The following is a 26,840-nucleotide window of genomic DNA, read 5'->3' on the forward strand; positions in this document are numbered from 1 at the left end:
GGCGGCAAACAGGTCTGCGGTAGCGGTCAGTCAGTCACAGCACTAATCAAGGCTTGGTGTTGTTCGATTCCCACCGCTAGCCGGAATCAAGCAACCATCGCGTTCAAGCCAACGCCGTCTTATTGAGCCAAGAGCAACAATCCTGAGACGAAGGCAAACAGGAGTACGAAGCGACGCAAACGGGCATCGTCGAGAACACTCCGAGCCCAGTGGCTAGCCGCCAAGCCCACCGCCAGCGGCGGTAACAACCACAACAGGGGCGGGAACTGCTCGACATGCAGATGGTTTCCTGCCGCGAGCACGACCAGGGAAATCACTTCACCTATCAGGAAGCAGAGGGCTACGGACCCGCGGAGGGTAGCCACCGGCGAATGTTGGTAAACCAATGCCAGTGGGGGGCCACCAATACCTGTGGCCGTCTCGGTGATACCCGTTATGAGCCCGGTGGAAACGAACGCGCAACGACCCGGTACGAAGACCGGCGCCATCCAAGTGGCAAGACAAGCCGCAATGGTCGACAAGCCGATCAGCACATTGAGCTGGGACAACGGTAGCCAGAAGAGCACCCATATCCCGCCGAACGTACCGAACACTCGGCCCAAGGTAATCCACGAACTGCCTCGCAGATCGATAGCGTGACGCTCACGCCACGCAACGATGGCGTTGAGCGGCAGCATCAAGGCCAACAAGGTGATGGGCAGCAATGTTGGCTCTAACAGCCCCATCACCGGCGCTACGATCAAGGCAAATCCCATACCTGTTGTGCCCTGAACGAGAGCACCCACGGCGACGGCGACTGCGATGAAGAAAAACGATTCGATCGGCATGGCTGGATCCGTACACGTTAATGATGGAAGGGATCACCGATTCAAAGGGCTGGGATTGACCTTGTGAATGGGCGCTCGAGCGATGACGTCTTTGGCCAACGCATCGACCTGAGACATGAGCGCCTGCGCGTCCCAGTCCGTTGGCCACCCCTGCCACAACCGCAACTGCCCTTGCACGACCACCGCTTGGATCTGGTCCCGGTTGACGAGGCGAACCAGCTCCCACGATAGGTCCCATGAAGGCAGCAATTCTGGAACAGCAAGATCGACCAGCAGGAAGTCCGCTGATAGACCCGTTGCGATGCGCCCGGTCACTTCACCGAGACCAAGTACCTTGGCGCCGCCTTGCGTGCCTGCATCCAGCCAGACTTGACCAGAGCCGCAAACCGAGTCCCCGACAGCGAGGCCATGTGCGAAGCGCTGCGCTGCTTCGGCGTAATCGAGCAAGCGGAATCCATCGCTGCGTGTTCCGTCTGTGCCAAGCCCTAACGGCACGCCCAGGCTGTGCATCATCAGGGCCTGAGCGACGGCGTTGCCCTTCCATGCGCTAGCGACAGGGTTGTAGCTAACGGCCGCGCCGCTATTCCTCAGCAAGGACAGCTCCGAAGGCGTCAGCAGCGTGGCATGAGCCAACAAAGCCTGCGGGCCTAAAGCGCCGGCTTTGTATAGATGTTCCAACGGACGCAGGCCAAAGCGCTCGAGGGACCGTTCCACTGCGACCAGGTGCTCATTGACATGACTTTGAAACACGCGCCCAGCTTCGGCGCATAACCCATACACACTCTTCAACATGGCATCCGTAGCAATTTCCGGGATCGGGACTGCCAGTGACGGAACGATCAGCGGGTCGTTGTCCCACGCAGATAGATGCCGTTCGGCATCGGCAAGAACGGGAGCGGAATCGAGGACGTCCTCGCCGCGACGGTCACTGCAAGCTTTTGCCAGAACGCAACGGATGCCCGTTTCCTTCGCAGCCTTTGCGATGGCTTCCAACCCTTCCTGCGCGCGTGTTCCCGCATCGCAAACTGTTGTGAAGCCTCCGCGCAGAGCCTCAAGGGCAGCCAGTTTTGACGTGAGGTAGAGCAGCTCAGCGTTCAGGCTGCCTTCCAGCGGCACCCAGATGCGCTTGAATATTTCGGAAGGCTCCCCGAACACAAGTCCTTTGCCGAAGCTCTGGCTCAAGTGGTGATGCGTATCGACAAACCCAGGCATCAGCAACTGACGCTCCAGGCGTAGTACCGGTAAACCCGGATAACGACCCTGCAGCAATGCCAGGGGACCTACATCGGTAAAACATCCATCAGTCACCAATACGGCGTGGCCTTGGCGGGGGCCCTCAGGCAGCAATAGCCACTCCGGCGCGAGCAATTGTTCGGGAGCCATTAATTGCTCCTGGTTCGGTAGATGTTCTTTCGCCGGGTTCATATCAATCCTTAAGAATCATTAGTTGCGTGTTGCCAGTGAAGTGCTTGTCACGAATAGCGCGGTTGTCATCCAAGTTCTGAGCGAGCGGGCCTACAGCCTAAGCTTCAGGCGCTGCTAGCTCGGATGTGGAGGCAGGCGGGACTATTCCGAGACGGAAGCCTTATTAGGTTCGGCGGGGGCCATCGCTACATCTGCCTCGGCTGTTTTAGCTAGAGAGGAGCTGCCGCCCATGTGGTGGAAAAGGATGTTCACGAGCACGGCCGTCAAGGTTCCCATGGCCAAGCCATTGCCCAGGACAACCTGGAAGTGGGAGGGAAACGCGCTGTAGAAGCCAGGCACAACAATCGGTATCAGGCCCATGGCCAACGCTGATGCAAGCGTGAACAAGTTGCCGTTGGTGTTGAAATCAACCTTGCGCAGGATGTTGATCCCCATCACCCCAATGATGGCGAAGACGATTACGGCAGTGCCGGCAACTACTGCGTTCGGAACTGCGTAGGCCAGCCTGGCGAGCGGGACGAAAAGCGCCATCACCGTGAGCATGCAGCCCGCCACGACCGTGACATAGCGGGAGCGAGCACCTGTTGCGCGGATGATTCCGATGTTTTCGCCACTGGTAATGATCAGTGAGGTGCCGAAACAGCCGCCGAATACCGACCCCAACGCGTCGGCGCGGATGTTCTTCGGTACGATCGAGCGATGGTCTCCATGTCGGCCGACGATCTCAGCGGTGGCCATGGTCTGACCGGTCGCTTCGGTCATCGAAACCACGCTAAAGATGATCAACGGAAGCGAAGCGAAAAGATCGAACTTAGGCATGCCGAACGGAAACGGCTCGGGAAACGCGAACATGGCCCCGGTCATCACGTTTTCAACCGTCATACTTCCCGTCGCTACTGCAACCGCGGCGCCTGCGAGCAAACCGAGCATGACCGCAATGCGCTGCCACATCCCTTTAAATACCCGAGCAAAGAGCACGGTGAATCCGATTGTCGCCAGCGCTAAGGCAATACTCGTCATGTTGGCAAAGTCGGGCGAGCCCGGCCGGCCGGTGATCAGGCCGCCGAAGATGCGGATCAGATTCACGGCTACCAGCAACAGCATGGTGCCTATGACGATAGGCGGGAAGAACCTCAGCGCCCTGGTGAAAAATGGCAACGCCAGAAAATAGAACAAGCCAGTCATGATGACGGCACCAGCGGCGGTTTGTAGGTCAGTGGCTTGGGCAATACCTAGAAAAATCACCAGAGGTGCCCCGCCGGGCACCTGTACGAAGGGAAGCCGGGCTCCGAAGCCGGCCACACCGGTGGATTGGAGGATGGTTCCGAGTCCACAGGCCAAGAAGATGGCGCTCATCAGACTGATGGTTACATCATCAGAAAGCCCCAACGTGTGACCGATCAGAAAGGCCGCTGTGATTGGCGCCGCTGCCATAACCAAAACGTGTTGCAGGCCGAAGATGATGAGGGTTCGTAAAGGAAGCCTCTCATCAACTGGATCCAAGCTTTTTTCGAAAGGCGTCTGGGTCGTTCTCATAGCAGCTGTCCTTTTATTTTTGTGTTCGGTAGCTCGCTGGGAGCGGCATAGCCGCCCTATGAGCGAACCCTAGTAGCCTCGACTGTTCTGGTCTATAACAATATTTCGGCTGCTTCGTTGCCAATTCGGCAACGGTCAAGAAAGGTCAGGACGATGAATTTGTTGATGTCGGGGCTTCGTTATTTCGAAGAGGTGGCGCGTCAGGGATCGCTACGAAAGGCTGAGGAGCGTCTGCATGTGGCAGCTTCGGCCATCAACCGCCAAATTCTGAAATTGGAGGATGAGCTTGGTGTGCCATTGTTTGAACGACTCCCGCGAGGCCTGAGACTCTCACCGGCTGGCGAGCTATTACTTCAACAAGTACGGCAATGGCAGCGAGATGAACGGCGACTCCTGGAGCAACTCGGGGAGATCAAGGGTGCCGGGTGTGCTGAAGTCAGGATCGCTACGGTGGAGTCGTTGACTGACCAGCTACTGCCCGACATCCTGTTCAAGTTTCATGAACGCTTTCCGCGTGTACGCTCGATACTGGCCACCGGAATGACAGAAACCATTCTGGAACAAGTGCTGATAGGCGACGCTGACATTGGTATTTGTATCAACCCACCAGTAACCCGCAGGGTCCGGTTTATCGAACAGGTCGGACTAGAGTTCGGTGCGGTCATGGCGCCCACCCATCCGTTGGCTCAAAAGCCGACTGTGTGGTTACGGGATTTCAGTTCTTATCCCACGATCCTGCCGGGAACCGAGATGTTCCACGGCTCGACACTCGAACAGGTGCTGGCGCGTTCAGATGTCGATCTTACCTCTTTATCCGCGTGCAACCGGATCCTGAGCATCAAGTCTCTGGTTCGGTCAGGGCTGGGTGTGGCGTTTCTTAATCGGCTGGATATCGCTCGCGAGCTCGCTCGGGAAGAACTGGTGTTCAAACCACTCGCCGATGGCCATATTGCGAAGGCTCAGCTGACATTGTGCTGCCATGCCGAGCGCGAAATGCCGCTGGCCGTGACAGTACTGATAGAGCAGCTGCGAGAAGCGATGCTTTCTATCGAACCGGCCGCCGTTGAGGGTCGTATAAATCAAATTTGATGCTTCGGCAGAAGAAGCACTGCAGGAATGGGCCAGCGCAACGCAATATTCTGTTCATGCCGGCAACGCACGTAACGACGCGATTTAGTCGCGTCCAGGCAGAAGCGTTTTTTGCCCAGCCCCGGCCAGAAACAGCCATTGGCGGCCTTGCATGCCAAGTCTCGGCAAAAGCATTAACCACCCAAGCAGCGGCTGCGTTCCGGCATACACTTCGCCAACCGCCCTCCTCGTCAGGCTCTGAAGAGACGCTCTTACATATGCAATTCGAAACCTGGCTTGTCTTTCTGGCGACATCGGTAGGCCTGTCGTTGTCGCCGGGGCCCAATGGTCTGCTCGCCCTCACTCATGGCGCCATGCATGGCAGCCGCAAAACCTGCTTTACCATCCTCGGTGGCGCGCTGGGCTTCGTGCTGATCATCGCGCTGTGCATGTTTGGCATTGGGGCCTTGATTCAGTCCTCTCTCCATTGGCTGACGGCTTTGAAATGGATCGGTGGACTTTATCTTGTCTGGCTCGGTATCCAGGTTTGGCGTTCGCCTGCAATCTCTGTCTCCCTCGGCGCATATGCCGAGGCGAAAGGCTGGTTACTGTTTCGTCAGGGCCTGCTCTCTGCCGCAACCAATCCCAAGGTCTTACTCTTCTTCAGCGCTTTTCTACCCCAATTCATCGATCCCCAGCGCAGCATGGTGCAACAGTTTGCCGTGGTGGCCGCGACCTTCGCGGCTACCGAGATCATCACCGAGTTCGCGCTGGCGAGCGGGGCGCACAGGGTCCGGCCATTGCTGGCCCGTGTTGGGCGGCGCTTTAACCAGGCCTGCGGGGGAGTCTTCGTCGTGATCGGTGCTGCCCTGCCCCTCCGCATGTGAGGACGGCCCGCCGGTTCCAGTCCGGGCAGGCTCATCAACCAACGCGGCAATAAATCTCGCAGTCGTTTAGCAGAATTTGCACAAGCACCAAATACTGATCATTCGCGACGTGCACGAACGAGCGGCGCATCATCGGTGCCGACGGGGACTCTTCGCATAATTCCGAACCTTTGACTCAGAGGAGAAGCAGCATGGACCGACTCACTGGCGGTTGCCTTTGCGGGAATGTCCGAATTGTGGCGTCGGGACGCCCGTACCGGGTCGGCCTTTGCCACTGTCTCGATTGCCGCAAGCACCACGGCGCCCTCTTCTATGCTGCTGCGGTGTTCCCTCAGGATGCGGTGACGATCGAGGGCGAAACACACCACTACGCCGGGCGGTTTTTCTGCCCTCGCTGCGGCTCGTCCGTTTTCTCGCGCACCGCGGACGAAATCGAGGTGAACCTGGGATCCCTGGATGCCCCTGACCAGCTGATGCCCACCTACGAGAGCTGGACGGTCCGTCGCGAGTCCTGGTTGCCGCTGTTTCCACTCACCAGACGGTATGAGCACGACCGTGACGCCACTGGTCGCTTTGAGGACTAGGTGGCGAGGAAGCGCCTCCGACAACACCCCACCGTCACTTCGGAGACCAACCTTGCGATAGCCATCAAGGAGTCGCTACATCGTGGCCCGGTCGCTGATGTGAAAAAATGCCCATCACGTAACCGCGGGCACAACCACCGGCGCACGCTTGCATTGGTCAGCCCTTTTGCCAAGTTCCCAGCCCAGATACCCCCACAGTAGCGCGCAGAGCGCGCCGATCAACGCTACCAGGCCCATGCCCTGACCGAGCATGTCCAATGCGCTCTTCGCCCAACCACTGATGGCGTCGCCGGCGCGATAGATGACGGTGTCGATGACGTTCTTTGCCTTGTACTTGCTCTCGGCGTCGAGCGGCGCGAATAGCATTTCCCGCCCCGGACGAACGAAGGCGTACTCACCGATGCGGCGCACGATCATCAGCGCCGCGAGCAAGCCAAAGCTGGGCGCGAGCGCGAGCCCGATGAAACCTGCGCAGACGAGCAGCGGTACCAGCGCCAGCAGCACGCCCACCCCTAACCGCTGGGCGACACGTCCGGTGATGAACAACTGGGACAGCAGTGCGCCTGCCTGCACCACCAGATCAATGGTGCCGAATACGCGGACCTGTGCCTCGCGGTTCGGAAAGTGCTCAGCCACCAGACGCGCCTGCTCAAAGTAGAGAAAAGTAGTGACAGTGGCCAACAGCACCACGAAGCCTGCAATGCCGAGCAGATAGGGCGATTTCATTACCGCGGTCAGCCCGCTGAACGGGTTTCCGCGCAAGGGCCGGCGCGTGCTTTCGGTAGGTACCGCACCGCGGCGGCCAGCACCACCCTCCTCCCTCCAGCGCATCAGTACACGCTTGAGCGCCATGGCAATGCCAAGCAGTACAGCCGCCAGCAGCATCAGCCCGGACTCGCCCAACGGCCCGATCAGCAAGGCGCTGAGAGCCGGACCAGTCAGCCCGCCGACACTGGCGCCGGCGGCAATGAAGGCAAACAGACGCTTGGCCTGATCACCGTCGAATACGTCAGCCATCAGGCTCCAGGCCACCGACACCACGAACAGGTTGTAAACCGATATCCACACGTAAAAGACGCGAGCCATCCACGGACTGTCGCTCTGCATTTGGAACAGCACCGCGAAGACCAACAGGTTCACGCAGAAGAAGCCGTACACCCAGTCGATGAAGTGCAACCGTGGCACGTGAGAGCTGAGCCAGGCGAACAGCGGCACGGCCCCCAGCATGACGAAGAAGGTGGCGGTGAACAGCCATTGCAGATTCTCCACCCCGGCCGAGATGCCCATGGACTCGCGAATCGGGCGCAGCATGAAGTAACCCGCGAAAAGACAGACGAACAGCAGGAAGCCATGTAGCGCAGGGCGCAGTTCGTGATTTTCGGCATTGAGAATGACGCTAAAACGGTGCATCAAAGAGGACGTGTTCATGGGCGCTCCTGAAGGATCGGTGGTTGCGGGCATGGAACATCGCCGTACCCGCGGCGTTCAGGGATAGATCACACCGGTGAGTCGCTCCGACACCTGCCACAGCTCAACCGCATCGGAGTCGGCTGCCGCCTGGGGCATCCGGGCGAAGCCCAGCGGTCCGCGCTTCTCGTCCTCGCCAGTAGGCCCGTAATAACCGCCACCGAACGCGTCAGGGGCTGTAGCGGCATACAACGTCGACAAGGCGCCCTGCGCGGCGGAGTGGTATTCGTCGCGGTCTTGCGCCCATTGCTTGCCGAATTCGCTGTTCAACCCGGGGCCACGTGCGATCAGCCCGGTGACGGCGACGCCCGGGTGCGCGGCAATACTGCGGATGCCCCAGCCGGCGGCATCGCTGCGCCGCTGTAACTCGAGAGCCCACGTGAGCACGGCCAGCTTGGACTGCGCGTAGGTGGCGTAAGGGTTGTAGTCCCGTTCGGCCTGTAGATCCGCGAAGTTCAGGCGGCCCCGCGCGCTGGCGATGCTCGACAGGCTGACCACTCGCGGGTCCTCGCTTTCGCGCAGCATGGGTAACAGCAAGCCAGTAAGGGCGAAATGCCCGAGATAGTTGGTCGCCAGCTGCAGCTCATAGCCGTCAGCGGACGTGCCGCGAGTCGGCGGAGCCATGATGGCGGCGTTGTTGATCAGCACGTCGAGCCGCGAGAGCCGCGCTTGCAAGCGGCTCGCCAGGCTCCGTACGGACTCCAGATCGGCCAGATCCACCGCTTCGAACTGCACGCGGGCATCGGGTACCGCTTGCTGGATGCTCGCGATCGCTTCCTGGCCACGCTCGGGGTTGCGCGCGGCAATGATCACTTCGGCGCCAGCGCGTGAAAGCGCCAGCGCATCTTCATAGCCCATGCCGCTGGTACCGCCCGTGATCAGAACGATGCGGCCCTGCTGGCTGGGGATGTCGCTGGCCGACCAGTCGGGCTTTGGCGCGATACGGTTCGTGGCCTCTGCGGCAAGAGTCCCTGCCAGCGCGACGCCTGCAATCAACGCGCGGGCCATCTGCAAAACGCGGCAAGACCTGCTCGCCTTGTTCGCCGAATGGAGGGTGGGTAGGTTCCACATGGCTAAATCCTCTTCTCGTCTTTTGGATGTCCGGTGCATTCGGATTAGAAGGGATTATTGGTGTACGGATATCCGAGGATAAGCCGGATATTCATGGATGCCCCGTACGGCCTGGCGTACAGTTCACCCACAGTGAGGAGCTGCCATGCGCCAACCCAACCTGACCGATGTCGCGCTGTTCGCCGCCGTGGTGGACGCCGGAGGATTTCGCGCTGCGGCACAGAAGCGCGGCCTCTCGGCCTCATCGCTGAGCGACTGCATGCGCCGCTTGGAAAGTGACGTAGGCCTGCGCCTGCTGAACCGCACCACACGCAGCGTCACCCCAACCGCCGCGGGCGAGCGGCTGCTTGAGCGCCTGCGTCCGGCACTGCAGCAAATCGACGCCGCGTTCAATGACCTGGACGACGAAGCACATCGCCCCGTCGGAACGTTGAAGTTGAACGTGCCGGTGCCGGTGGCGCGCTTCCTGTTACCGGACCTGCTGGCACGCTTCCTCAAGCTCTACCCCGGCGTCAGCGTCGAGGTAGTGATGGATAACACCTTCATCGACGTGAACGCTGGTGGGTATGACGCTGGGGTGCGTTATGAGGAAAGCCTGGCCAAGGACACCATCGCCGTGCCGATCGGGCCGCGCCGACAAAGCTTCGTCGCCGCCGCGGCCCCCGCCTATCTGGCGGCACACGGCACGCCCCGTCATCCCGAGGAGCTGGAAGGCCACGAGCTGCTGGGCCATCGCTTCGAAAGCGGAAAGGTGGGTGTATTCGAGTTCGAGAAAGACGGCCGCATCCTGCGCATTCCACCACGCGGGCAACTGCTGACCTCATCGCATGATCTGAAGACCCGCTCGGCCATCAATGGCCTTGGCGTCATCTACACCTTCGAGGATTTCCTGCGCGAGCCGCTCGCCGATGGACGCCTGGTGCCCATACTCGAGGATTGGTGGCAGCACTTCGACGGCCCCTACCTCTACTACCATGGGCGCCGCCATATGCCCTTGCCGCTCCGGGCCTTCGTCGACTTCATCAAGGCGGAGGCGCTCGAAAGCGCACCCGCCGCGCCCAGGCCGTTGTAGCGGCTCGATTCGAGCCGATTAAAGGCGAACGGCAGCCGAAGCCGGCTGCCGTCAATGCGATCACTCGGCGGTGCTGAGCACACCGCGCTGGATCTGATCACGCTCGATGGATTCGAACAGCGCCTTGAAGTTGCCCTCGCCGAAGCCGCTGTCGCCCTTGCGCTGAATGAATTCGAAGAACACCGGACCCAGCACTGTGCCGGAGAATATCTGCAGCAACAGACGCTGCTCGCCGTTCTCGGACGCACCGTCAAGCAAGATGCCGCGCGACTTCAGCTCATCGACCGGTTCGCCATGGTTCGGCAGCCGCCCTTCGAGCATTTCGTAATAGGTCTCCGGCGGTGCGGTCATGAACACCGTGCCGCTGGCTTTCAGCTTGTCCCATGTCTGGATCAGGTCATCGGTGAGAAAGGCCACGTGCTGGATGCCTTCACCGTTGAATTGCATGAGGAACTCTTCGATCTGCCCCGCGCCTTTCGACGATTCTTCGTTGAGCGGGATGCGGATCATGCCGTCCGGCGCCGTCATGGCCTTGGAGGTAAGGCCGGTGTACTCGCCCTTGATGTCGAAGTAGCGGATCTCGCGGAAGTTGAACAGCTTCTCGTAGAAGTCCGCCCAGTAGGCCATGCGGCCGCGATACACGTTATGGGTCAGGTGATCGATGATCTTCAGGCCGGCACCGACCGGATGACGATCGACGCCCTCCAGGAACACGAAGTCGATGTCGTAGATCGAGCTGCCTTCACCGAAGCGGTCGATCAGATACAGCGGCGCGCCGCCGATACCCTTGATCGCCGGCAGGCGCAGCTCCATCGGCCCGGTAGGCAATTCGATGGCCTGAGCGCCCAGTTCCAGCGCGCGGGTATACGCCTTTTGGGCATCCTTCACGCGGAACGCCATGCCACACACCGATGGGCCATGCTCGGCGGCGAAATACGCAGGCAAGCCCTTGGACTCGCGATTAACGATGGCGTTGATTTCGCCCTGTCGATACAGCGCTACATCCTTCGAGCGATGGTTAGCGACATGGGAGAAGCCCATGCTTTCCAGCACCGGCTCGATGACGTTCGGGGTGGGCGAGGCAAATTCGATGAACTCGAAGCCCATGAGGCCCATGGGATTTTCAAATAGGTCGGCCATGATTGGCTCCTTGACTGGCTGTGCATTGATTAGGAATGACGTAAGGGAACGTCAGCCCGGCGGCGCACAGGAGATCCCGCGAACGCTACGCCCGAGGTGGTCGCCCAAGGTCAGTCGAAAGCCAAGAATTTTCATGTCAGCGGCGTGTCTGGTTGAACATCTGGATGCGCCTGCTGGAAGGCCGAATGCACCAGCGCCAGGCGCTCGACGCGAAGAATGCGGGGCAGTGCGCTCAAGTCGACATTGAAACGTCGCGCCGCATAGAGCTGCGGCAGCAGATACACATCGGCCATACCGGGCTCGCCGAAGCAGTAGCCTTCATCGCCGATCAAAGCTTCGACCGCCTTGAGGCCCTCGCCTACCCAGTGGCCGATCCAGGCCAGCACCTCGTCTTCACCAACCTGCAGCCCGCGCAGGCGATTGAGCACCGCGACGTTGTGCAGCGGATGGATATCGCAACCAATCAGCGCAGCCACCGCACGATGCCGTGCACGCGCTATGATGTCTTGGGGCAGCAGTGCCGGTTCTGGATAGCGCTCTTCCAGATATTCGAGGATCGCTGGCGACTGAATCACCCGCTCGCCCTCGTCGGTGCGGAGCATCGGCACCCTGCCCTGGGGATTCAGCGCGAGATAGGCCGCCTGGCGATGCTCGCCACCGTCACGGATCAGGTTGACCGGCACCGCGCGGTAATCCAGGCCCTTCAGCGCAAGCGCAATGCGCACCCGGTAGGACGACGTAGAGCGGTAGTAGGTGTGTAGTTCCATTTCGAGGCCACGCTGTTTGCAAGGTCGCGCTTCATTTTCAGAGCGCATTATTGTTTTTGCGTAATCAAATTACGTTTAGTGGAATCTGCGTCAGCAAGATTCGACTGTCAAGCCTTCTGATCCGAAGCTGATTCGGCCTTACGCAAGAATAGCCGCAGGCTGAGCTTGATCAGCGGTGGCGTGAGCAGCACGACGGCGAACAACCGCAGCGTTTGCAACGCCACCACCAGACCAACATCGCCGCCCGCCTCCATGGCGATGATTGACAACGAATCCAGGCCGCCCGGGCTGGTAGCGAGAAACATCGACAGGTAGTCGCGCTCCAGCAAAGCCGCGAACAACCACGCCGAAGCGGCGCAGAGCGCTATCAGCAACAGCGCGGCTGCAAGCATCATCGGCAGCTTGCGCACCACATAAACCAGCGTGGTGCGATCGAAGCGCAGCCCGACGTAACCGCCAATCAACGCATAGGCCACCGCCATCAGCGCACCTGGCAGCGTGATCTGAAACGCGCCACTCAGTTGAGCGAATACGCCGAGCATGAGCGGACAGAGCATCAAGCCCGCCGGCACGCGCAATCCAAGTACGACACCCACCAACACCAACGCCAGGCTGAGCGCCACATCCTGCAAGTAAGTAGGCACACTCGGCGGAGTCGATGGAGCCTGCGTGACCACATCCGGTGCGGACGCCAGCTGATGGCCGAGTAGCGCGCTGACAGCGATCACGCAAATCAACCGCACATACTGCATGGTGGCGACAAGGCGCGGATCGGCTCCGTGGCTTTCCGACATCGACATCATCACCGGCGCGGCACCCGGTGCCGTTCCCCACAATGCGCTGCTGGGCGGAAGCCGACCAAGCCAGATGAGCGCCAAACCTGCAACCAGACTCAACAGCACGGTAAGCACCGCGGCGCCAAGCATCAGCGGCCAATCCTGAAACAGTGATGCCAGCACGCCGAGCGTGATCGACTGCGCTACCAGCGCGCCGACCAGGCCGATGGAAAACTGATAAGCCCGCAACGGCACCTGCGCCGCACTGCCCATCACGCCGAAAGCGATCCCGGCAAACATCGGCCCGAGAAAGAACGCCGCCGGCAACTCGATCAACCGAAACAGCCCAGCCAACGCCCCGGCACAAAGGACCAGTGCTAGCCACTGCAGCGGCAGCGACGTCAGCCAACTCCTGTTGCGCATCAGCTACTACTCCAACGTGTTCTGGCCGCACGGCGATCAAGCGCTATCACATTGGATTCATCATGCTTTGCGGCAACATCGTCGCCAGCTGCGGGAACGCCACCACCAGCCCAAGGCCAAGCAGCATCAATAGTACGAATGGCGCCGAGCCACGGATGATCGGCCCCATCGGCGACTGGGTAACGGCCTTGATGGTGAACAGGTTCATGCCCACTGGCGGTGTGATCATCGCCACTTCGAGGTTGATCACCAGCAGCACGCCATACCAGATCGGATCGATGCCCAGGTGCGCCATTACCGGCATGATCACCGGCGAGGTGATGAGGATGATCGCGATCGACTCGAGAAACATGCCCAGCACGAAGATCATTACCATCATCGCCAAGATGAAGCCGAGTGCGCCCATATCCATCTCGGTGACCGTCTCGACGATCTGCTGCGGCACCATCAGTTTGGTCAGCGCGTAGCTGAACACTGCCGCCGAAGCAAGGATCATGAACAGCATCGCCGAGGTGCGCGCGGCGTCTTTCGCACATTCCCAGATGTCGCGCAGGCCGATGCTGCGATAGATCAGCGCGGCAATCGCCAAGGCCAGCAGGGCACCCGCCGCGGCCGCCTCGGTGGCGGTGAACACGCCCGCATACATTCCGCCGAGCACCAGAGCGGGGAGCGTGATCGCCCAACCGGACTTGCGAATCGCGACAAGCATTGCTCCGGTGCTGGCACGCGGTTCACGCTGCGCGCCGCGCTGACGGAACATGCAATAGACGCAAAAGATTCCCGCTAGCATGAAGCCTGGCACCACGCCCGCCATAAACAGCCCACTAATGGACGTATCGGTCGCCACGCCGTAGAGAATCATCGGCCCGGACGGTGGAATCAGGATGCCCAAGGTGCCGCCGGCCGCGACCAACCCGTAAGCGATTTTTGGGTCATAGCCGTAACGAATCATCTGCGGAATCGCCACCGCACCGATGGTCAGCGCTGTCGCTACACTGGAGCCGGAAATCGCTGAAAAGATCATGCAAGCAATGATGGTGGCGATGCCGACACCACCCGGCAGGTGCCGTGTCAGGGTGTACGCCGTGCTGTAAAGGTCATCGACGATTCGCCCGCGAATCATCACATGGGCCATGTAGGCGAACAGCGGGATAGCGACCAACACATACATACCAGTCTTGGCGAAGACGATATCGGAAACGATATCCAAGCCGCCCGGCTCGCCCATCAACAGCAAACCACCGAACAGCGACAGCCCGGCGAAGATCGGCAAACCGGTGAGAAGCAGCAGGATCAAGCCCACTAGCAACAGGGAAATGGCGAGCATCAGTGCTTCTCCTCTTCATGGGCCACGAAGGCCGAGGCACCACAGGCCAGGCGCAACAGGCTATCGATAGCCGCCAACGCGAGCAGGAAGCCTCCCAGCGGAATCAACAGCTGCAGCTGGTACATCGGCAGCTCAAGGTAGCCCTGCGTCACCATGCCGATGGATTTGGAGAACATCGCCGTCTGCCAGCCGTTGACGATCAGAAAAACCGACAGCACCAGCACCACGGACATCGACCATACCTGCGTCCAGCGCTGCCAGCGCGGGCTCATCATTTCGGTTACCAGGTCCACACCGATGTGTCGACCTTCCCGAAGGGCGCAGGCGGCACCGAACATGACGATGCCGACCACTAGAAAGCCCACCACCTCGTCGATCCACAGCGAGGGCTGCCCAACGAAATAACGCACCACGATCGAGTAGCCGATCAGTGCCAACGCGACCAGCACGCAGATGGCGGAGAGCGCCATGGCGAAGGTGAACAGCCCGGCCACCGCCGTGCTGAAGATTCGGCAGAACGCCGGGGGGTTGATCTCATTCATCTGGCTGCTCAGATAGGCTTGCTTGGTATTCATGGCTTCACCTCGGCACGCATGCAACAGGAGCGGGAGCCGAGCGTCGCGAGCCAACCACGCTCCGCCCGTCCCCCGCACAACCGGTCAGAGTTGCTTGATCATCTCGATCAGCTGTTCACCGTCCTTGGTGGTCTTTTTGAATTCCTCCACGACGGGCGGCTGCATGATCGACACCAGTTCCTGAAGCTGCTGCGCAGAAACGACCGTCACGTCCATGCCCGTCTCCTTGAGCTTGGCTATGCCCTCAGGATCGATCTGGTCGCTCTCGGGTAGCAGTTGCCGCTCTGCAGCCTGGGCAGATTTCTCGATGCCCGCCTGCACATCGGCCGGCAGGGATGCCCACCAGCGCGGATTGACGATCAGGTTCTGCCACACGGTGATCAACGGCGTCGCGACGGCGTACTTCTGCACCTCGTAATAGCGCCTTGCATGGATGGCACTGGCGCTGCTGGCGCCCGCGTCGATCACACCGGTCTGCAGCCCTTGGTAAACCTCGGAACCCGGCATGGTCGACGGCGCCGCGCCCAAGGCAATGAAGCCGACATCGCTGAGACGACTGAGGCCGCGGATCTTCACGCCATCGAAATCTGCCGGCGCGATCAGCGGATGTTTCTGTGAGGTGAATGTGATGTTGTTGGCGTCCAAGAGCCAGCCGATGTTGAGCACACCTTTTTTCTGCAGTTTGCCGTTCAGAAAGGTTTCGGCGGGCGAGTCGTAGAAATTCTCGATCTGGGCGCGGGTCGTCATCAGGCCCGGAATGCTGAACACCTGCACCTCCGGCACGGTTCCGCCCCACAGCAGGCTCACCACCGAGGCCGCTTCGACCTGGCCACGAGCTACGGCGGCGTGGTTCTGAGTTGCCTTGAACAATTGCTCGCCACCGAAGATCTGCACTTCGACCTGATCATTGGTGTTGGTTTTTACATCTTCGGCGAACTGCTCGAGCGCTTTGGCGACATGATGGGACGCCGGCAACTGATGGCTCAGGCGCATCGTGTAATCGGCTGCATGGGCCTGGGACAAGGCCGTACCGGAGAGCAGGACGGCTAACGCTATGGCTGTTTTTTTCATGATTGCCTCTTCTTGTAGTTTTGTTCTGTGGACGGGCCGACCAGCTCCCGCCCGCAAGCCGGTGTCCGATAACGGGTCGTTCGGGCTACTCCAGCTTCATGGCGTCGCGCGCAAAAACGAAATGGCCGTCATAATGCTTCGCCATCTCCGCCTGCATGTTCTCTACGGAGTCCGACCATTTGAGGATGTGGGAAAGTACCAACAACTTCGGCCGGGCCTGCTCAGCGATCTTCGCGACCTGCTCAACCGAAGCATGCTGGTTGCGGTGGTAGTCGGCACGCTGCGGCCGCTTCGGATCGGTGCTGGCCTGCAGGCCAGCTTCGCTGTACACCTCATGGATCAAGTAGTCGGCGTCCTTGGCCTGGGCGGCGACTCGTTCGTCATATGTGGTATCGCCGGAAATCACTGTCACCTTGTCCGGTGTGGTGACCTTGTAGCCATAAGCCGGCTCGATGTCGCCATGGTCAACCAGGAAGGCTTCCACCTTCACCTCGCCATCGTCGTAAACCACACCAGGCTCGGTGATCTCGCTCACCATAGGGGTCGGTTCGGTGATTCTTCCGGCGCCTCCGACAACCGTGTCCTGGCGAATCTCAGTGTCCTGTCCGTAAGCTTTGATGATGTGCTCGGCCAGAGTACGAGTACCGACCGGGCCGTACACCTGCAACTGCTTCTCCCGCAACCACCACAAATTTAGCGCTACCGAGGCGAACCCCAGGGTGTGATCACTGTGCATATGCGTGATGAACAGATGCTGAATGTTTCGCGGTGCCAGAGCCTTCTCGCCATCTTCGGCAAGCTTGATCAAACGGTTTGAAACCGACGACCCGACATCGAACAGGAACGACCGATCCTCATAGACCACAGCTACAGATGCACCGGCACGTTCCGATTCAGGTACAGGCGTGCCAGTACCTACCGTATATACGCGAGTACCGCTCGCCATGTTTTGCTCCGCTGCGAACACGGGCACCGTAAGAGAACCAACAACAACCGCCAGCAAGTATTCTTTTATGATCTTCATATTGAGTTCCTACTCAGGTGCGCAATTAGCATAAATGCGGCCTTCCTCATCATCAGAACTTGAAGGCATATCCGATAATTACTCGGTTCTCGTCGTTACTACGGGTGTAGTTAGTACGATTAGAGGCATTTCTCCAACGCAGGCTGACGTCCTTCATCGGTCCGCTCTGTACCACGTAGGTGATATCGGTGGTGCGCTCCCATTCGCGCCCTTCTTCACCGGCCGCACGTAGTGCAGCAGCTTGTGGCGTACCAATGTTTTCCGGATCGACATTGTCGCCCTTGACGTAGCGCAGGGTGAACGTCAGGCCGGGAACGCCGACGGCTGCGAAGTTGTAGTCATATCGTGCGTGCAGCGCTCGCTCATTCGCTTGAGCGAAGAGACTTGTATTCTGCTGTGCAAAAAGATAGGTATCAGCGCCGTTAAGTAGAGGGAACGGGCTGTCACCCCAGAGTTTCTGATAGCCGCCGCTAATGCGATGACCACCTAACTGATAACCGAACAAGGTGCTAAGCGCGCGGTTGTCTACCTCACCCACGCGCTCTGCGCCTGTTTCGGAAGCGTTGAAATAGCGAACTTCAGCAAAGAGAGAGCTGTTTTCGCTCAATGGATGGGTATGTTTGAAACCCAGATACTGCCGCACGTAGAAATCTTTCAGCTCACTGGCGTGCAAACTCAACTTCGTTTGCGGGGCCACGGCAAAGTCGACACCGCCATAGGTGTAACTGTCGCTGGTAACCGAATCATCGTAAGCGCCAAATTGGCCCATGGTCGTCAGGTCGACAGACTCATCCGAATCGCGCTGTTTTACTTTCCGAACCTGTCCGAGATGAAATGTGAATTTGTCCAGATCGTTCGAGAAAAGCTGAGCGCCCGTGAAAATTTGCGGGAACAGGCGGCTGTTATTCGATAGCAGCAAAGGCAGGGTTGGACTGACTCCACCCAACCGCAATTCGGTCTCGCCCATCCTGGCCTTGAGGGTGGCTGAGAGCTTTGAATATTCGTCTTCGGCGCGCCCATCGGAACCGCGCTCCAACAGCCCGCTGCCGGTGCGATCCGGGCTGGAGTCGAGCTTGACGCCAAGCATACCCATCGCATCGACGCCAAAGCCGACGGTGCCTTCGGTATACCCGGATTCGAGTTTGAGGATGAACCCCTGGGCCCACTCCTCGCGCTTGGACTGCCCCGCGCCGTCGCGGAAATCGCGGCTAAAATAGTAGTTCTGGGTGTTCAGACTGCCCTTCGCGTCGCCAATGAAATCGGCAAAGGCGGACGGTACGGCGACCATCGATGACAGCAGTAAGGACCCGGCGAGCGGAAGAGACGCTTTTCTTATCATTGTTGTGCAACCCTTTTTTATTATTGGTTTGTCCCAAGGGGACGCGTTGCCTGCTTCCAACGTATTGAAAGCAGCCGAGCATGCCTGGCCATCAGGCATGAGCCTGTTAGCCGATGCGCAGCAGCCCGTTCTTGTGTCGCTGCGCACGGGCGACGTAATCCTTGGCATTGAGGCGAAACGCAGCGGCGGCCTCGTCGGTCAGCTCGCGCACCACCTTGGCCGGCGCGCCGAGGATCAGCGAGTTGTCGGGAAATTCCTTGTTTTCGGTAACGATCGCACCAGCGCCAACCACGCAGTTGCGGCCGATCTTCGCGCCGTTGAGCACCACTGCCTGAATGCCGATCAGGCTGCCCTCGCCCACCGTGCAGCCGTGCAACATGGCCTGGTGGCCGATGGTCACGTCGCTGCCGATGCGCATCGGATAGCCCGGATCGGTGTGCAGCACCGCGCCCTCCTGTACGTTGCTGCCGTTGCCGATCTCGATCAGCTCGTTGTCGCCGCGCAGCACTGCCTGCGGCCAAACGCTGGCGCCCTCGCCGAGCGCGACCTTGCCGATTACCGTGGCATCCTCGGCTACGTAAACGCTATCGTGGATTTCCGGCCTCTGGCCTTCGAATTCATAAATCGCCATGTCTATCTCCTTGCCTTCTCGGCGGTAGTCATTCGCCGCGGAACACGCCGGCATGCTGCAATTCGTCGATCTGTGCGTTGCTGTAACCCAGCCCGCGCATGACTTCGCGTGTGTTCTCGCCAATACGCGGGATGGAGCGGCGCGGGCCCAGCCGCTGGCCGTCGAGGGAGACGGGCAGCAGCGGCATGTCGGTGTAGGAGCCGTCTTCGAGCTGAAGCTTGGCAAGCCCGCCGCTTTCGATCAGATGCGCGTCGTCGAACAGCTCCTCGGGCTTGCGGATCGGCGCGAAGGGAATGCCGTTGGCTTCCAGTTGCGGCGCCAGCGCCTGGGCGTCGAAGGTGGCGAAAACTTCGCCGAGATGCGCCAGCAGCCGCGGACGCTGCAGTACGCGGTCGTTGTTGGTAGCCAGGCTCTGATCATCGAGCAACGCCTGCTGACCGATCAGCTTGCACAGCGCTCGCCATTGGCCATCGCCAGTGGCCGCGACGAACATCTGCTCGCCGCCAGCAAAGGTGAATACGTCATAGATCGACCAGGCGCTGATGCGGTTGGGCATGGGCGCCGCCGCTTCGCCGGTGACCACATACTGCTGCATGTGTTGCGCCGCGAGCAGTACGCAGTTTTCGTAGAGCGCGCTCTGCACTTCGCGGCCGAGCCCGGTGCGGTTGCGCTCGTTGAGCGCGGCGAGGACGCCGATCGCACCGAACATGCCGCCCATGATGTCGTTGACCGAGCTGCCAGCGCGCAACGGGCGGCCAACCGGGCCGGTCATGTAGGCCAGGCCGGCCATCATCTGCACCACTTCGTCGAGGGCCAGGCGCTTGTCGTAAGGGCCGGCAAGGAACCCTTTGAGACTGGTGTAAACGATCTTCGGGTTGCGTGCTTTGACTGCTTGATAGCCGAAGCCAAGCGAATCCATCCGGCCAGGCTTGAAGTTCTCGATAAACACATCCGCGCTGTCGAGCAGCTTCAGGACCGCATCCTTGCCTGCCGGCGTATCGACGTCGACCGCGATGCTTTGCTTGTTGCGGTTGAAGGTGCGAAAGAACCCCGCGCCGGCACCCAGCAGGCGGCGAGTACCGTCGCCCTTGGTCGGCTCGATCTTGATCACCTCGGCGCCCAGGTCGCCCAGGATCATTCCGCAGGTGGGGCCCATGACCATGTGGGAAATTTCGACAACACGAATCCCGTCAAGTGGAAGACTCGACATTTCTTTACTCCAGCAATGAAAGCGCGATCAGGCGGCAGGCGGCGCCACGAAGTTCTTCGGAAGGCCAGCACGGGCGATGTAGCCGTACAGGGTTTCCCCGGGTAACGCGGCTTCAAGCACCGTGCGCGACTCGATCAGTCGTTGCAGGTCGATGCCGGTCTCATAGCCCATGCTCTGCAGCATGAACACCATGTCTTCGGTGACGGTATTGCCCGAGGCGCCCGGTGCGAATGGGCATCCGCCGAGTCCGGCGAGCGAGGCATCGAGTTCGCGGATGCCGTGCTGCACGGCGACCAGGCTGTTGGCCAGGGCCAGCCCGCGGGTGTCGTGAAAATGCGCAGCTTGCAGCTTGTCGCCGGCAATGGCGCGAACGGCGTCAATGGTTTCACCCACCTGACCCGGCGTCGCATAACCGGTGGTATCGCCCAGCGAAACCTGATCGCAACCGGTCTCAAGTACCAGGCGAACCAGCTCGCAAAGATCGGCAAGCGGCACTTCACCCTGGCGGGTACAGCCGAAGGCGGTGGACATACCGGCAACCATGACAACCCCGTTACGCCCGGAGCTGCTGCGCAAGTCGCACATCCGCCCGAATTCCTCGACCATTTCCTGCGGGCTGCGGCGTACATTGGCGAGGCTGTGGGCGGCACTGACCGAGATCGGCGCGACGATCCGATGCGCACCGCTAGTCAGGGCGTTTTCGACACCCCGCAGGTTGGGCGCAAGGACAGTGACATTGAGGTCGGTGTAGGTGAGCGCGTGCGCCACCACTTCGCTGGCGTCGGCCATCTGCGGCAGCAGTTTGGCCGGCACGAAGGAGGCAACCTCCATGTGGCGAACGCCAGCGGCGTAGGCCGCGTCGATCCACTTGCATTTGTCGGCGGTGGGCATGGTGCGCTGGAGGCTTTGCAAGCCGTCCCGCAATCCCACCTCATTGATGATTATTTTTGTCATGAGGTCTCTCGCAAGGCATGTCGCTTGAGGGAGAGACTAAGAAGCCTGCCACGCCGCGAAAAGACGTTATTCAAGCCTCTATCCATCGCAAACCACGATGGATGGCCAGCTCAGGCATGCTGCTAGCGGGGTACCCGTGCCAGCAGGTGATTGAGCAGTCGACGCGCCGATAGCGACAGCGCCTCGGCATCGCGGACGCAGATGACGAATTGGCCGAGTGCCCAATCATCGGTCAGCGGAATGACTCGTAGATCGAACAAGTCCGTGTAGCGACTCACTGCCTCACTCGGAAAGATGCCGAGTCCCAGCCCCACATGGATCAGGCGATAGGCCGCATCGAACGAGGACACATGGGTGCGAAAGCGCACTTCGCCTCCCGCCTGGGCGGCAGCCTGTTGCATGTAGGCGTTCAGCGTGGCGTAGGCGGACAGGCCCAGGTGGTCGTAATCCAGCGTTTCGGCAAAGGCGAGTTGAGTGCGCCCGGCCAGGGGATGATCGCCGTTGACGACGACGGCTAGATGGTCGCTGCGGTAGTCGATGAATTCGAGATCACCAGCGACCATGGACTTGCGGCACACACCGAGGTCCGCCTGCCCCTCCGCAACGCCACGCACCACATCGGGACTGAAGCGCTCTTCGATATCGACATGGATATGCGCATTTTCCAGCATGAAATCCGACAGTTCCTCAGGCAGGAACTCGATGATCGACGACACGTTGGCGAGAATCTTTACGTGTCCACGCGCGCCCTCGGCGTACTCGCTTAGCTCGCCTTGCAGGCGCTCCATACTGCGCAACAGTTGCCGAGCGTGCCGCAGAAGGGCCTGGCCAGCAGGGGTCGGCACCACGCCTTTCTTGCTACGCAACAGCATCGGCGTGCCGATATCCGCCTCTATGTCAGCGATTCGCTTGCTGACGGCCGAGGGCGCGATGAACTCCCGCTCGCTGGCTTTGCTGATGGCTCCCTCTTCGCACACCGCGATGAACAGCCGAAGCGATACCGGATCGATATGCCACATGTCGAGTCATCCTGATTGGAGGGGCCAGAGCCTACCGAAAAAGCAATCGGCCTGCTCCTTCGCTAACGCTCGAGCCTTTCATCCGCCGCCCAGAACGAATCGCAGGGTGGCGTTGCCGAAAGCACAACGAGAAAGCGAGCAAAGGAGATCACCATGAATCGGCTTTTCGACAAGACCGCTCCGCAAAACGTGCATGGTTGGGAGCGCACCGCGTCAGTGGCGGGCGGCTTGATGCTGTTGGGCAAAGGGCTGCGTCGCGGCGGCATCAGCGGTTTGCTGCAGCTCGCAATGGGCGGCATGGCGTTGGCACGTGGCATCAGCGGACGCTGCGAGGCCAAGCGCATACTGACCGAGACCGAACAGCAGCATCGCACTCAAGACCTGGCCAACAAACAGCGTTATAGCCATATGCCGCTCGACTCGGAGGTGCACAGCCCAGACTTCGTAGAGCCCGAAGTGAAGCTACCGGACACCACCCCGATGGGGCATGAAACCCACCCGGGTGAGCAACGCACCAGCTAAAGCGTCGCAGGCAGGTCGATCGTTATTCACTGCCAGCTCAAGTTGACGGACCAGTTTGCTGACGCACGGGTCCTCGACTTGGAAGGGCAGTTCTAACTGAAGCTACAGCAATCCGCTTCGCACCAGTGCGTTCGAGAGCGCCGCCGAACGGCAATTGTCGGGATTTTGGCGGCATGGTATTTATGCGACGTGATTTCGTCACATTTCGTAAAACTCTCAGGATGACACTAATGGACGCTATAAAGCTCGACGGCGAAGAAGCTGGACACTGGGGAGTGGTTTATTCCTACGGCAGCGTGTTAGCGGTGTTCGATAACGAGCAGGAAGCTCAGAACGAAGCCGCCTCCTTTGGCGGCGCAGCCGTTCAGCTTGCTCGGAGCGTTTGGACTGCGCTTTGCACGGCCCCTCTGAGCGCAACGGCGCCGAGCTAACCGGTCAGTTGCCGATCTGTCAGCGCGCTCCGTCTCCCATCCTGCTCATCTGAGTGCTTGCTGGATGTCGTCCACCACGGGCGATACATCGATCCGCTGAATCACTTTCTCGCGCTGCTGGAGCACGATATCCAGCACGCGGCTGGGTTGAATGTCGATGTCGTCGAAGGTGATCAACTGCCCAGGCTCGACGGCTCTTTTGAGCACCGTGTTGCGGAGCAAACCGATGGGGACATGGTTAGGCTCATCGGCGAGTCGCACCGCTTCGCCACGCACATCGAAGCCTCCGATACCACGACCGATCACGTCGCCCGACTTCATGACCCGCTTGGCTATCGCCGCGACGCCCAGGGTCGGTTCGATCGCGTTGTTCAGCAGTACGCCGCCTCCGGCCAGCACTCGACGAACAGTTTTTCCGACTTCGAGCGAGCATAGATGGAAAGGACGCGTCAGCACGTAATACGGACCGGGGCCCAGCTTGAAATACTCGATCGCCGGTGCCTGGGCTTCATCGTGGCGACACACCAGAAAAACCCCACCAGCCGGATAACCGCTGGGCACGACGTAGTCGACGATGGGCTGCCCGATGCCGTCCGCAATCAAGCCAAGGACGCTTGCACTGAGGTTCAGGTCGGTTGAAGCCACCCCTTCCAGACCTTGACGGGAAATGGTCGCGCCGAAACCGTTACCGACCACCGCCTGCTCGATCTGCACCTTGGTGCCATCGGTGAAGGATGTGGTCTGCTCGATGCTGATACCCTGCCGTTTGGCCCAGTAGGCCATGTCTTCGGGTGTCGGGTTGTGGTTCAGATAGCCCTTCATGTTGCCGTAGACGAGCGGCTTGAAGCCCATCTGCAAGGCGTCTTCTCGCAACGCAGCGAGAGAGCCCGGCTGATCACCTTCGGCTTCGGACAGCAACCCCTTGCCTGATAGATAAGAACCGGTGGTGACCTGAAGTTCGGCATTGACCGTGACCACCGGGAGCCCGGCTTCGAATGCGCGCTCGATGACTTCCGTCCCGAAGAACACGTCGCCCGTGCACTCGACGATGATGTCCGAGTTCGAAATGAGCTCATCAACGGAGTTGGTTAACGTATCTCGCAGCGGGAAGTCGCTCAGCGTTCCAATGTTCCTGCGAGTCAGAACCCGACTGATCTGCAGATCCTTGCAGTGCTGCATGATCAGCCGGACGAAGCAATGCGAAATCATCCCTGTGCCTGAAACACCCACTCGTCTAACTGCTGATTCGCCCATAACGAAAGTCCCTTTGGTTTTGCGTGAAGCTCAGACTGTTACATTTGGAAAAAGTTTAAAACGGGTAGCTTTACCGCTGGCTTGCTCCTTGCGCGCACTCGAAGCGAGTCAGGCATGGCCCAGCCGCCTCGTTTTGTGGGTGAGTCCGGAACGGCACGCGACTTGGCGCCGGCCCGAAAAGCGTCGCTGGGATGTCACTCATGTGTCTGATCACATGCCGCAGCTCTTCGCGCCATGGTTTAGGTCTGATGCCAAAGGTGTCCTCGATCCGGCTGCAATCGAGAACCGACCAGGCCGGCCGGGCCGCGGCGCGCGGCAGGCTTCCGCTTGTCACCGGCAGTACCTGCGGCGCTTTGTCTATCAAGCCGGTCCGTTCCGCTTCACGGAAAATCTCGACGGCGAACTCGGCCCACGAGCACGACGACAATCCACTGTAGTGGTACAGCCCCCATTCCAAATCACCATCACGGCAATAGCGCAGCGCGAGCTCGATCAATACCCTGGCGACGCTTCGTGAGCGAGTCGGGCAGCCGACCTGATCGCTTACGACAGATATCTCGTTCGTTTTGCGGCCGAGATTAAGCATCGTCTGCACGAAGTTGTTGCCATGCTCGCCGTAGATCCAGCTGGTGCGCAGTATCAGATATTGATCCAGGGTTTCGCTGATGACGATCTCCCCCGCCCGCCGCGTTTTGCCATAGACGCAGATCGGCAGGGCCGGGTCGGTCTCTCGATAAGGCTGCGAGCCATCACCAGAAAAGACATATTCACTGGACAGGTGAAACAGCGGAATGCCGAACCGCTTGGCGGCCTGGGCCAGATTTCCAGCGCCGTCGCGATTCACCGCTTCGGCATGCGCGACCTCCGCCTCGGCATGATCGAGATTGGTATAGGCCGCCGCGTTGATGATCAGCGCCGGCCGGTAGCGCTCGATCGCCTGGGCAATTTGCTCAGAAGATGTGATGTCGACGTCCTTATGCAGCAGGCCGATGGCTTCCAGCCCAAAACTCGGAGCTTGGTTGACCAGACAGCGCCCCACCTGCCCGCCTGCGCCGCATACCAGCACGCGCATGTTCGTTCTGAACGATCGGGGTTGTTTCGATTCAGCATCGGTTGATTGCATTGCGCCCCAATCAGCCTCGATTGATTCAATGGCCGGAAGCGGCGAAGTCTCGACGACCTTCGACGTAACGGTCCTCGGCGTTGGGATCAACGCGCGTACGCTGACGCCAAGCGTTTCCACCGGCGAATCGGCGGCTTCCGGCTCCGGTGCGAAGCGGGCGCTTTCGAGTAGACCTTTCGCCACGATCTTCGCCTTGGCGAACTGACCGCGCTGAAGCATGCGAGCCACCTGCCCCAAGCGGGAAAACAACAAGCCCAGGACGCGACGCTTGCGAAAGTATTTACGCGCCACGAACAACTCGTTGCGCACCAGATGCCGATGCAACGCGACCCGGTTCGGGTCGGTTTCCCGAAGGATATCGATGGCGCCGCTGACCCGTCGCATATGCAGCACCCTGCTCGCCGTTACCAAGTAACCGGGTATGTCCTGACTGATACGCATGGTGAATTCGGTATCGTCGCCCCACATGAACATGGACGCGATGGGCAAGCCGTGGCGTTGCAGCGATGCTCTGGGCACCAGGATCGAGACGAAGGTTGCGGGACGAACCGGAACCACACCGATGTCGAGCAGTTCCGGCCAGTTTTCATAGTCGATTTCATTGGTCCGTTCGTCGATGCGCGGAACGTTGGTCAACAACCCTTCGCTGGTATGGGCTTTGGAGACCAGAAACGAGTGCGGCTTACCTTGAGCGCGCAATTGCTCATCGGCCTCGAGCAGCTTCTGCAAGGCGTCCGGCTCGGGAATCACATCGTCATCCATCATCCAGACGAAGTCGGCGCCCTGCTGATAGGCGAGACGGAATCCGGCACTGAAGCCTCCCGATGCTCCGGTGTTGTGCGAGAGGACATACACCTTGAGGTTCGCCAGCCCCGTCTGGAGCAGCATCTCCTCGGTCCCGTCATTGCTGGCATTGTCGACGACGATGATGCCGTCGCAAGGTCGGGTCTGGGCATTGATCCCATCCAGGCAACGCGCTAGCAAATCCTTGCGCTTGTACGAGAGTACGACGGCGAATATCTGATCCATTGAGGCGCTCGGCATCTAGTCAAGAAGGCGGTGGGGATTCCAACCGAACAGTCGAACAACGACCCGATCGCATGAGCGGCAGGGGTGCGCTGCGGTGGCGTCATGGGCCTTTGGCCATGGCGCTCAGCTCTGACCTAGGAGGAAGAACGGGGTTCAGTAAAGTGCAACGAAATGTGGCCAAACGCTTTCAGCCGTACGCCTGGCCTGTTGAGCAGCAGACGCAACGGGCCGGCTAACCCTCACGCTGGACTCGGTTACACAAAGCCGCCATCACGTTACGCCTCGTTC

Annotated in this window: 25 protein-coding genes; 6 read left to right on the top strand and 19 right to left on the bottom strand. The window is 60.0% G+C overall.

Annotated elements, in window-relative coordinates; genetic code table 11:
* Positions 1 to 119 precede the first annotated feature (119 nt).
* The 3 genes from GYM54_RS04415 to GYM54_RS04425 all read right to left on the bottom strand — a co-directional run bounded on the left by GYM54_RS04415 (position 120) and on the right by GYM54_RS04425 (position 3,788).
* Complete coding sequence (locus GYM54_RS04415) at positions 120 to 827, bottom strand: sulfite exporter TauE/SafE family protein (protein WP_131651593.1); 708 nt, start codon at positions 825 to 827, stop codon at positions 120 to 122.
* 33 nt (positions 828 to 860) lie between these two features.
* Complete coding sequence (locus tag GYM54_RS04420; protein WP_231752175.1) at positions 861 to 2,210, bottom strand: amidohydrolase family protein; 1,350 nt, start codon at positions 2,208 to 2,210, stop codon at positions 861 to 863.
* A gap of 183 nt (positions 2,211 to 2,393) precedes the next feature.
* Complete coding sequence (locus GYM54_RS04425; RefSeq protein WP_197445150.1) at positions 2,394 to 3,788, bottom strand: uracil-xanthine permease family protein; 1,395 nt, start codon at positions 3,786 to 3,788, stop codon at positions 2,394 to 2,396.
* 153 nt (positions 3,789 to 3,941) lie between these two features.
* Here GYM54_RS04425 and GYM54_RS04430 point away from each other — a divergent pair, with 153 nt between their 5' ends.
* The 3 genes from GYM54_RS04430 (at position 3,942) to GYM54_RS04440 (ending at position 6,327) form a co-directional block, all read left to right on the top strand.
* The gene (locus GYM54_RS04430; protein ID WP_197445151.1) at positions 3,942 to 4,877 is read left to right on the top strand and encodes a LysR family transcriptional regulator; all 936 of its coding nucleotides are present in this window, start codon (positions 3,942 to 3,944) and stop codon (positions 4,875 to 4,877) included.
* 257 nt (positions 4,878 to 5,134) lie between these two features.
* A complete protein-coding gene (locus tag GYM54_RS04435; protein ID WP_131651597.1) occupies positions 5,135 to 5,743 on the top strand; it encodes a LysE family translocator in 609 nt (202 codons plus the stop codon).
* 191 nt (positions 5,744 to 5,934) lie between these two features.
* The gene (locus GYM54_RS04440; RefSeq protein ID WP_181104241.1) at positions 5,935 to 6,327 is read left to right on the top strand and encodes a GFA family protein; all 393 of its coding nucleotides are present in this window, start codon (positions 5,935 to 5,937) and stop codon (positions 6,325 to 6,327) included.
* A 114-nt stretch (positions 6,328 to 6,441) separates the two neighbouring features.
* Here the strand turns inward: GYM54_RS04440 and GYM54_RS04445 are convergent, their stop codons facing one another.
* Both GYM54_RS04445 and GYM54_RS04450 read right to left on the bottom strand, forming a co-directional pair.
* Positions 6,442 to 7,755, bottom strand: coding sequence for an NTP/NDP exchange transporter (locus GYM54_RS04445; protein WP_197445152.1), 1,314 nt, complete (start codon positions 7,753 to 7,755; stop codon positions 6,442 to 6,444).
* Between the two features lie 57 nt (positions 7,756 to 7,812).
* Complete coding sequence (locus GYM54_RS04450; protein WP_197445153.1) at positions 7,813 to 8,865, bottom strand: SDR family oxidoreductase; 1,053 nt, start codon at positions 8,863 to 8,865, stop codon at positions 7,813 to 7,815.
* A 145-nt stretch (positions 8,866 to 9,010) separates the two neighbouring features.
* Here GYM54_RS04450 and GYM54_RS04455 point away from each other — a divergent pair, with 145 nt between their 5' ends.
* A complete protein-coding gene (locus tag GYM54_RS04455) occupies positions 9,011 to 9,937 on the top strand; it encodes a LysR family transcriptional regulator (protein WP_197445154.1) in 927 nt (308 codons plus the stop codon).
* 60 nt (positions 9,938 to 9,997) lie between these two features.
* Here the strand turns inward: GYM54_RS04455 and hppD are convergent, their stop codons facing one another.
* From hppD to GYM54_RS04515, 12 genes are all read right to left on the bottom strand, one after another.
* On the bottom strand, positions 9,998 to 11,077 hold the full coding sequence (gene hppD / locus GYM54_RS04460; protein ID WP_181104248.1) for a 4-hydroxyphenylpyruvate dioxygenase: 1,080 nt from the start codon (positions 11,075 to 11,077) through the stop codon (positions 9,998 to 10,000).
* A gap of 131 nt (positions 11,078 to 11,208) precedes the next feature.
* Positions 11,209 to 11,844 carry a maleylacetoacetate isomerase gene (gene maiA / locus GYM54_RS04465; protein WP_197445155.1) on the bottom strand — a complete coding sequence of 212 codons (636 nt, stop codon included), beginning with the start codon at positions 11,842 to 11,844 and terminating at the stop codon, positions 11,209 to 11,211.
* A 107-nt stretch (positions 11,845 to 11,951) separates the two neighbouring features.
* Entirely contained in the window at positions 11,952 to 13,043 is a 1,092-nt protein-coding gene (locus GYM54_RS04470) for an AbrB family transcriptional regulator (protein WP_197445156.1), read from the bottom strand.
* A 46-nt stretch (positions 13,044 to 13,089) separates the two neighbouring features.
* Positions 13,090 to 14,370, bottom strand: a complete 1,281-nt coding sequence (locus GYM54_RS04475; protein ID WP_197445157.1) for a TRAP transporter large permease — start codon at positions 14,368 to 14,370, stop codon at positions 13,090 to 13,092.
* A complete protein-coding gene (locus GYM54_RS04480) occupies positions 14,370 to 14,945 on the bottom strand; it encodes a TRAP transporter small permease (RefSeq protein ID WP_131651606.1) in 576 nt (191 codons plus the stop codon). The genes GYM54_RS04475 and GYM54_RS04480 overlap by 1 nt, the downstream gene beginning before the upstream one ends.
* Before the next feature lie 84 nt (positions 14,946 to 15,029).
* A complete protein-coding gene (dctP, locus tag GYM54_RS04485) occupies positions 15,030 to 16,016 on the bottom strand; it encodes a TRAP transporter substrate-binding protein DctP (protein ID WP_197445158.1) in 987 nt (328 codons plus the stop codon).
* An 85-nt stretch (positions 16,017 to 16,101) separates the two neighbouring features.
* Entirely contained in the window at positions 16,102 to 17,040 is a 939-nt protein-coding gene (locus tag GYM54_RS04490; protein ID WP_197445159.1) for an MBL fold metallo-hydrolase, read from the bottom strand.
* Between the two features lie 52 nt (positions 17,041 to 17,092).
* On the bottom strand, positions 17,093 to 18,328 hold the full coding sequence (locus GYM54_RS04495) for an OprD family porin (protein ID WP_231752176.1): 1,236 nt from the start codon (positions 18,326 to 18,328) through the stop codon (positions 17,093 to 17,095).
* 157 nt (positions 18,329 to 18,485) lie between these two features.
* The gene (locus GYM54_RS04500) at positions 18,486 to 19,010 is read right to left on the bottom strand and encodes a gamma carbonic anhydrase family protein (protein WP_181104263.1); all 525 of its coding nucleotides are present in this window, start codon (positions 19,008 to 19,010) and stop codon (positions 18,486 to 18,488) included.
* Between the two features lie 28 nt (positions 19,011 to 19,038).
* Positions 19,039 to 20,220 (bottom strand): CaiB/BaiF CoA-transferase family protein, encoded by a 1,182-nt coding sequence (locus GYM54_RS04505; RefSeq protein WP_197445161.1) that lies wholly within the window; start codon positions 20,218 to 20,220, stop codon positions 19,039 to 19,041.
* A 27-nt stretch (positions 20,221 to 20,247) separates the two neighbouring features.
* On the bottom strand, positions 20,248 to 21,174 hold the full coding sequence (locus tag GYM54_RS04510) for a hydroxymethylglutaryl-CoA lyase (RefSeq protein WP_197445162.1): 927 nt from the start codon (positions 21,172 to 21,174) through the stop codon (positions 20,248 to 20,250).
* 122 nt (positions 21,175 to 21,296) lie between these two features.
* Positions 21,297 to 22,193: a LysR substrate-binding domain-containing protein gene (locus GYM54_RS04515; protein ID WP_131651612.1), complete on the bottom strand. Its 897-nt coding sequence runs from the start codon at positions 22,191 to 22,193 to the stop codon at positions 21,297 to 21,299.
* Positions 22,194 to 22,346: 153 nt separating this feature from the next.
* On the opposite strand from GYM54_RS04515, the gene GYM54_RS04520 reads away from it, so the two are divergent.
* Together GYM54_RS04520 and GYM54_RS04525 are read left to right on the top strand one after the other, a co-directional pair.
* Entirely contained in the window at positions 22,347 to 22,715 is a 369-nt protein-coding gene (locus GYM54_RS04520) for a YgaP-like transmembrane domain (RefSeq protein ID WP_181104269.1), read from the top strand.
* Between the two features lie 230 nt (positions 22,716 to 22,945).
* Positions 22,946 to 23,146 carry a hypothetical protein gene (locus GYM54_RS04525; protein WP_131651614.1) on the top strand — a complete coding sequence of 67 codons (201 nt, stop codon included), beginning with the start codon at positions 22,946 to 22,948 and terminating at the stop codon, positions 23,144 to 23,146.
* Positions 23,147 to 23,191: 45 nt separating this feature from the next.
* Here the strand turns inward: GYM54_RS04525 and GYM54_RS04530 are convergent, their stop codons facing one another.
* Positions 23,192 to 24,355, bottom strand: coding sequence for an NAD(P)-dependent oxidoreductase (locus tag GYM54_RS04530; RefSeq protein WP_181104271.1), 1,164 nt, complete (start codon positions 24,353 to 24,355; stop codon positions 23,192 to 23,194).
* A 115-nt stretch (positions 24,356 to 24,470) separates the two neighbouring features.
* A complete protein-coding gene (gene rfbD, locus GYM54_RS04535) occupies positions 24,471 to 26,552 on the bottom strand; it encodes a dTDP-4-dehydrorhamnose reductase (protein ID WP_181104273.1) in 2,082 nt (693 codons plus the stop codon).
* Positions 26,553 to 26,840: the final 288 nt, after the last annotated feature.

The organism is Pseudomonas sp. MTM4 (assembly GCF_019355055.1).
GTDB lineage: Bacteria > Pseudomonadota > Gammaproteobacteria > Pseudomonadales > Pseudomonadaceae > Stutzerimonas.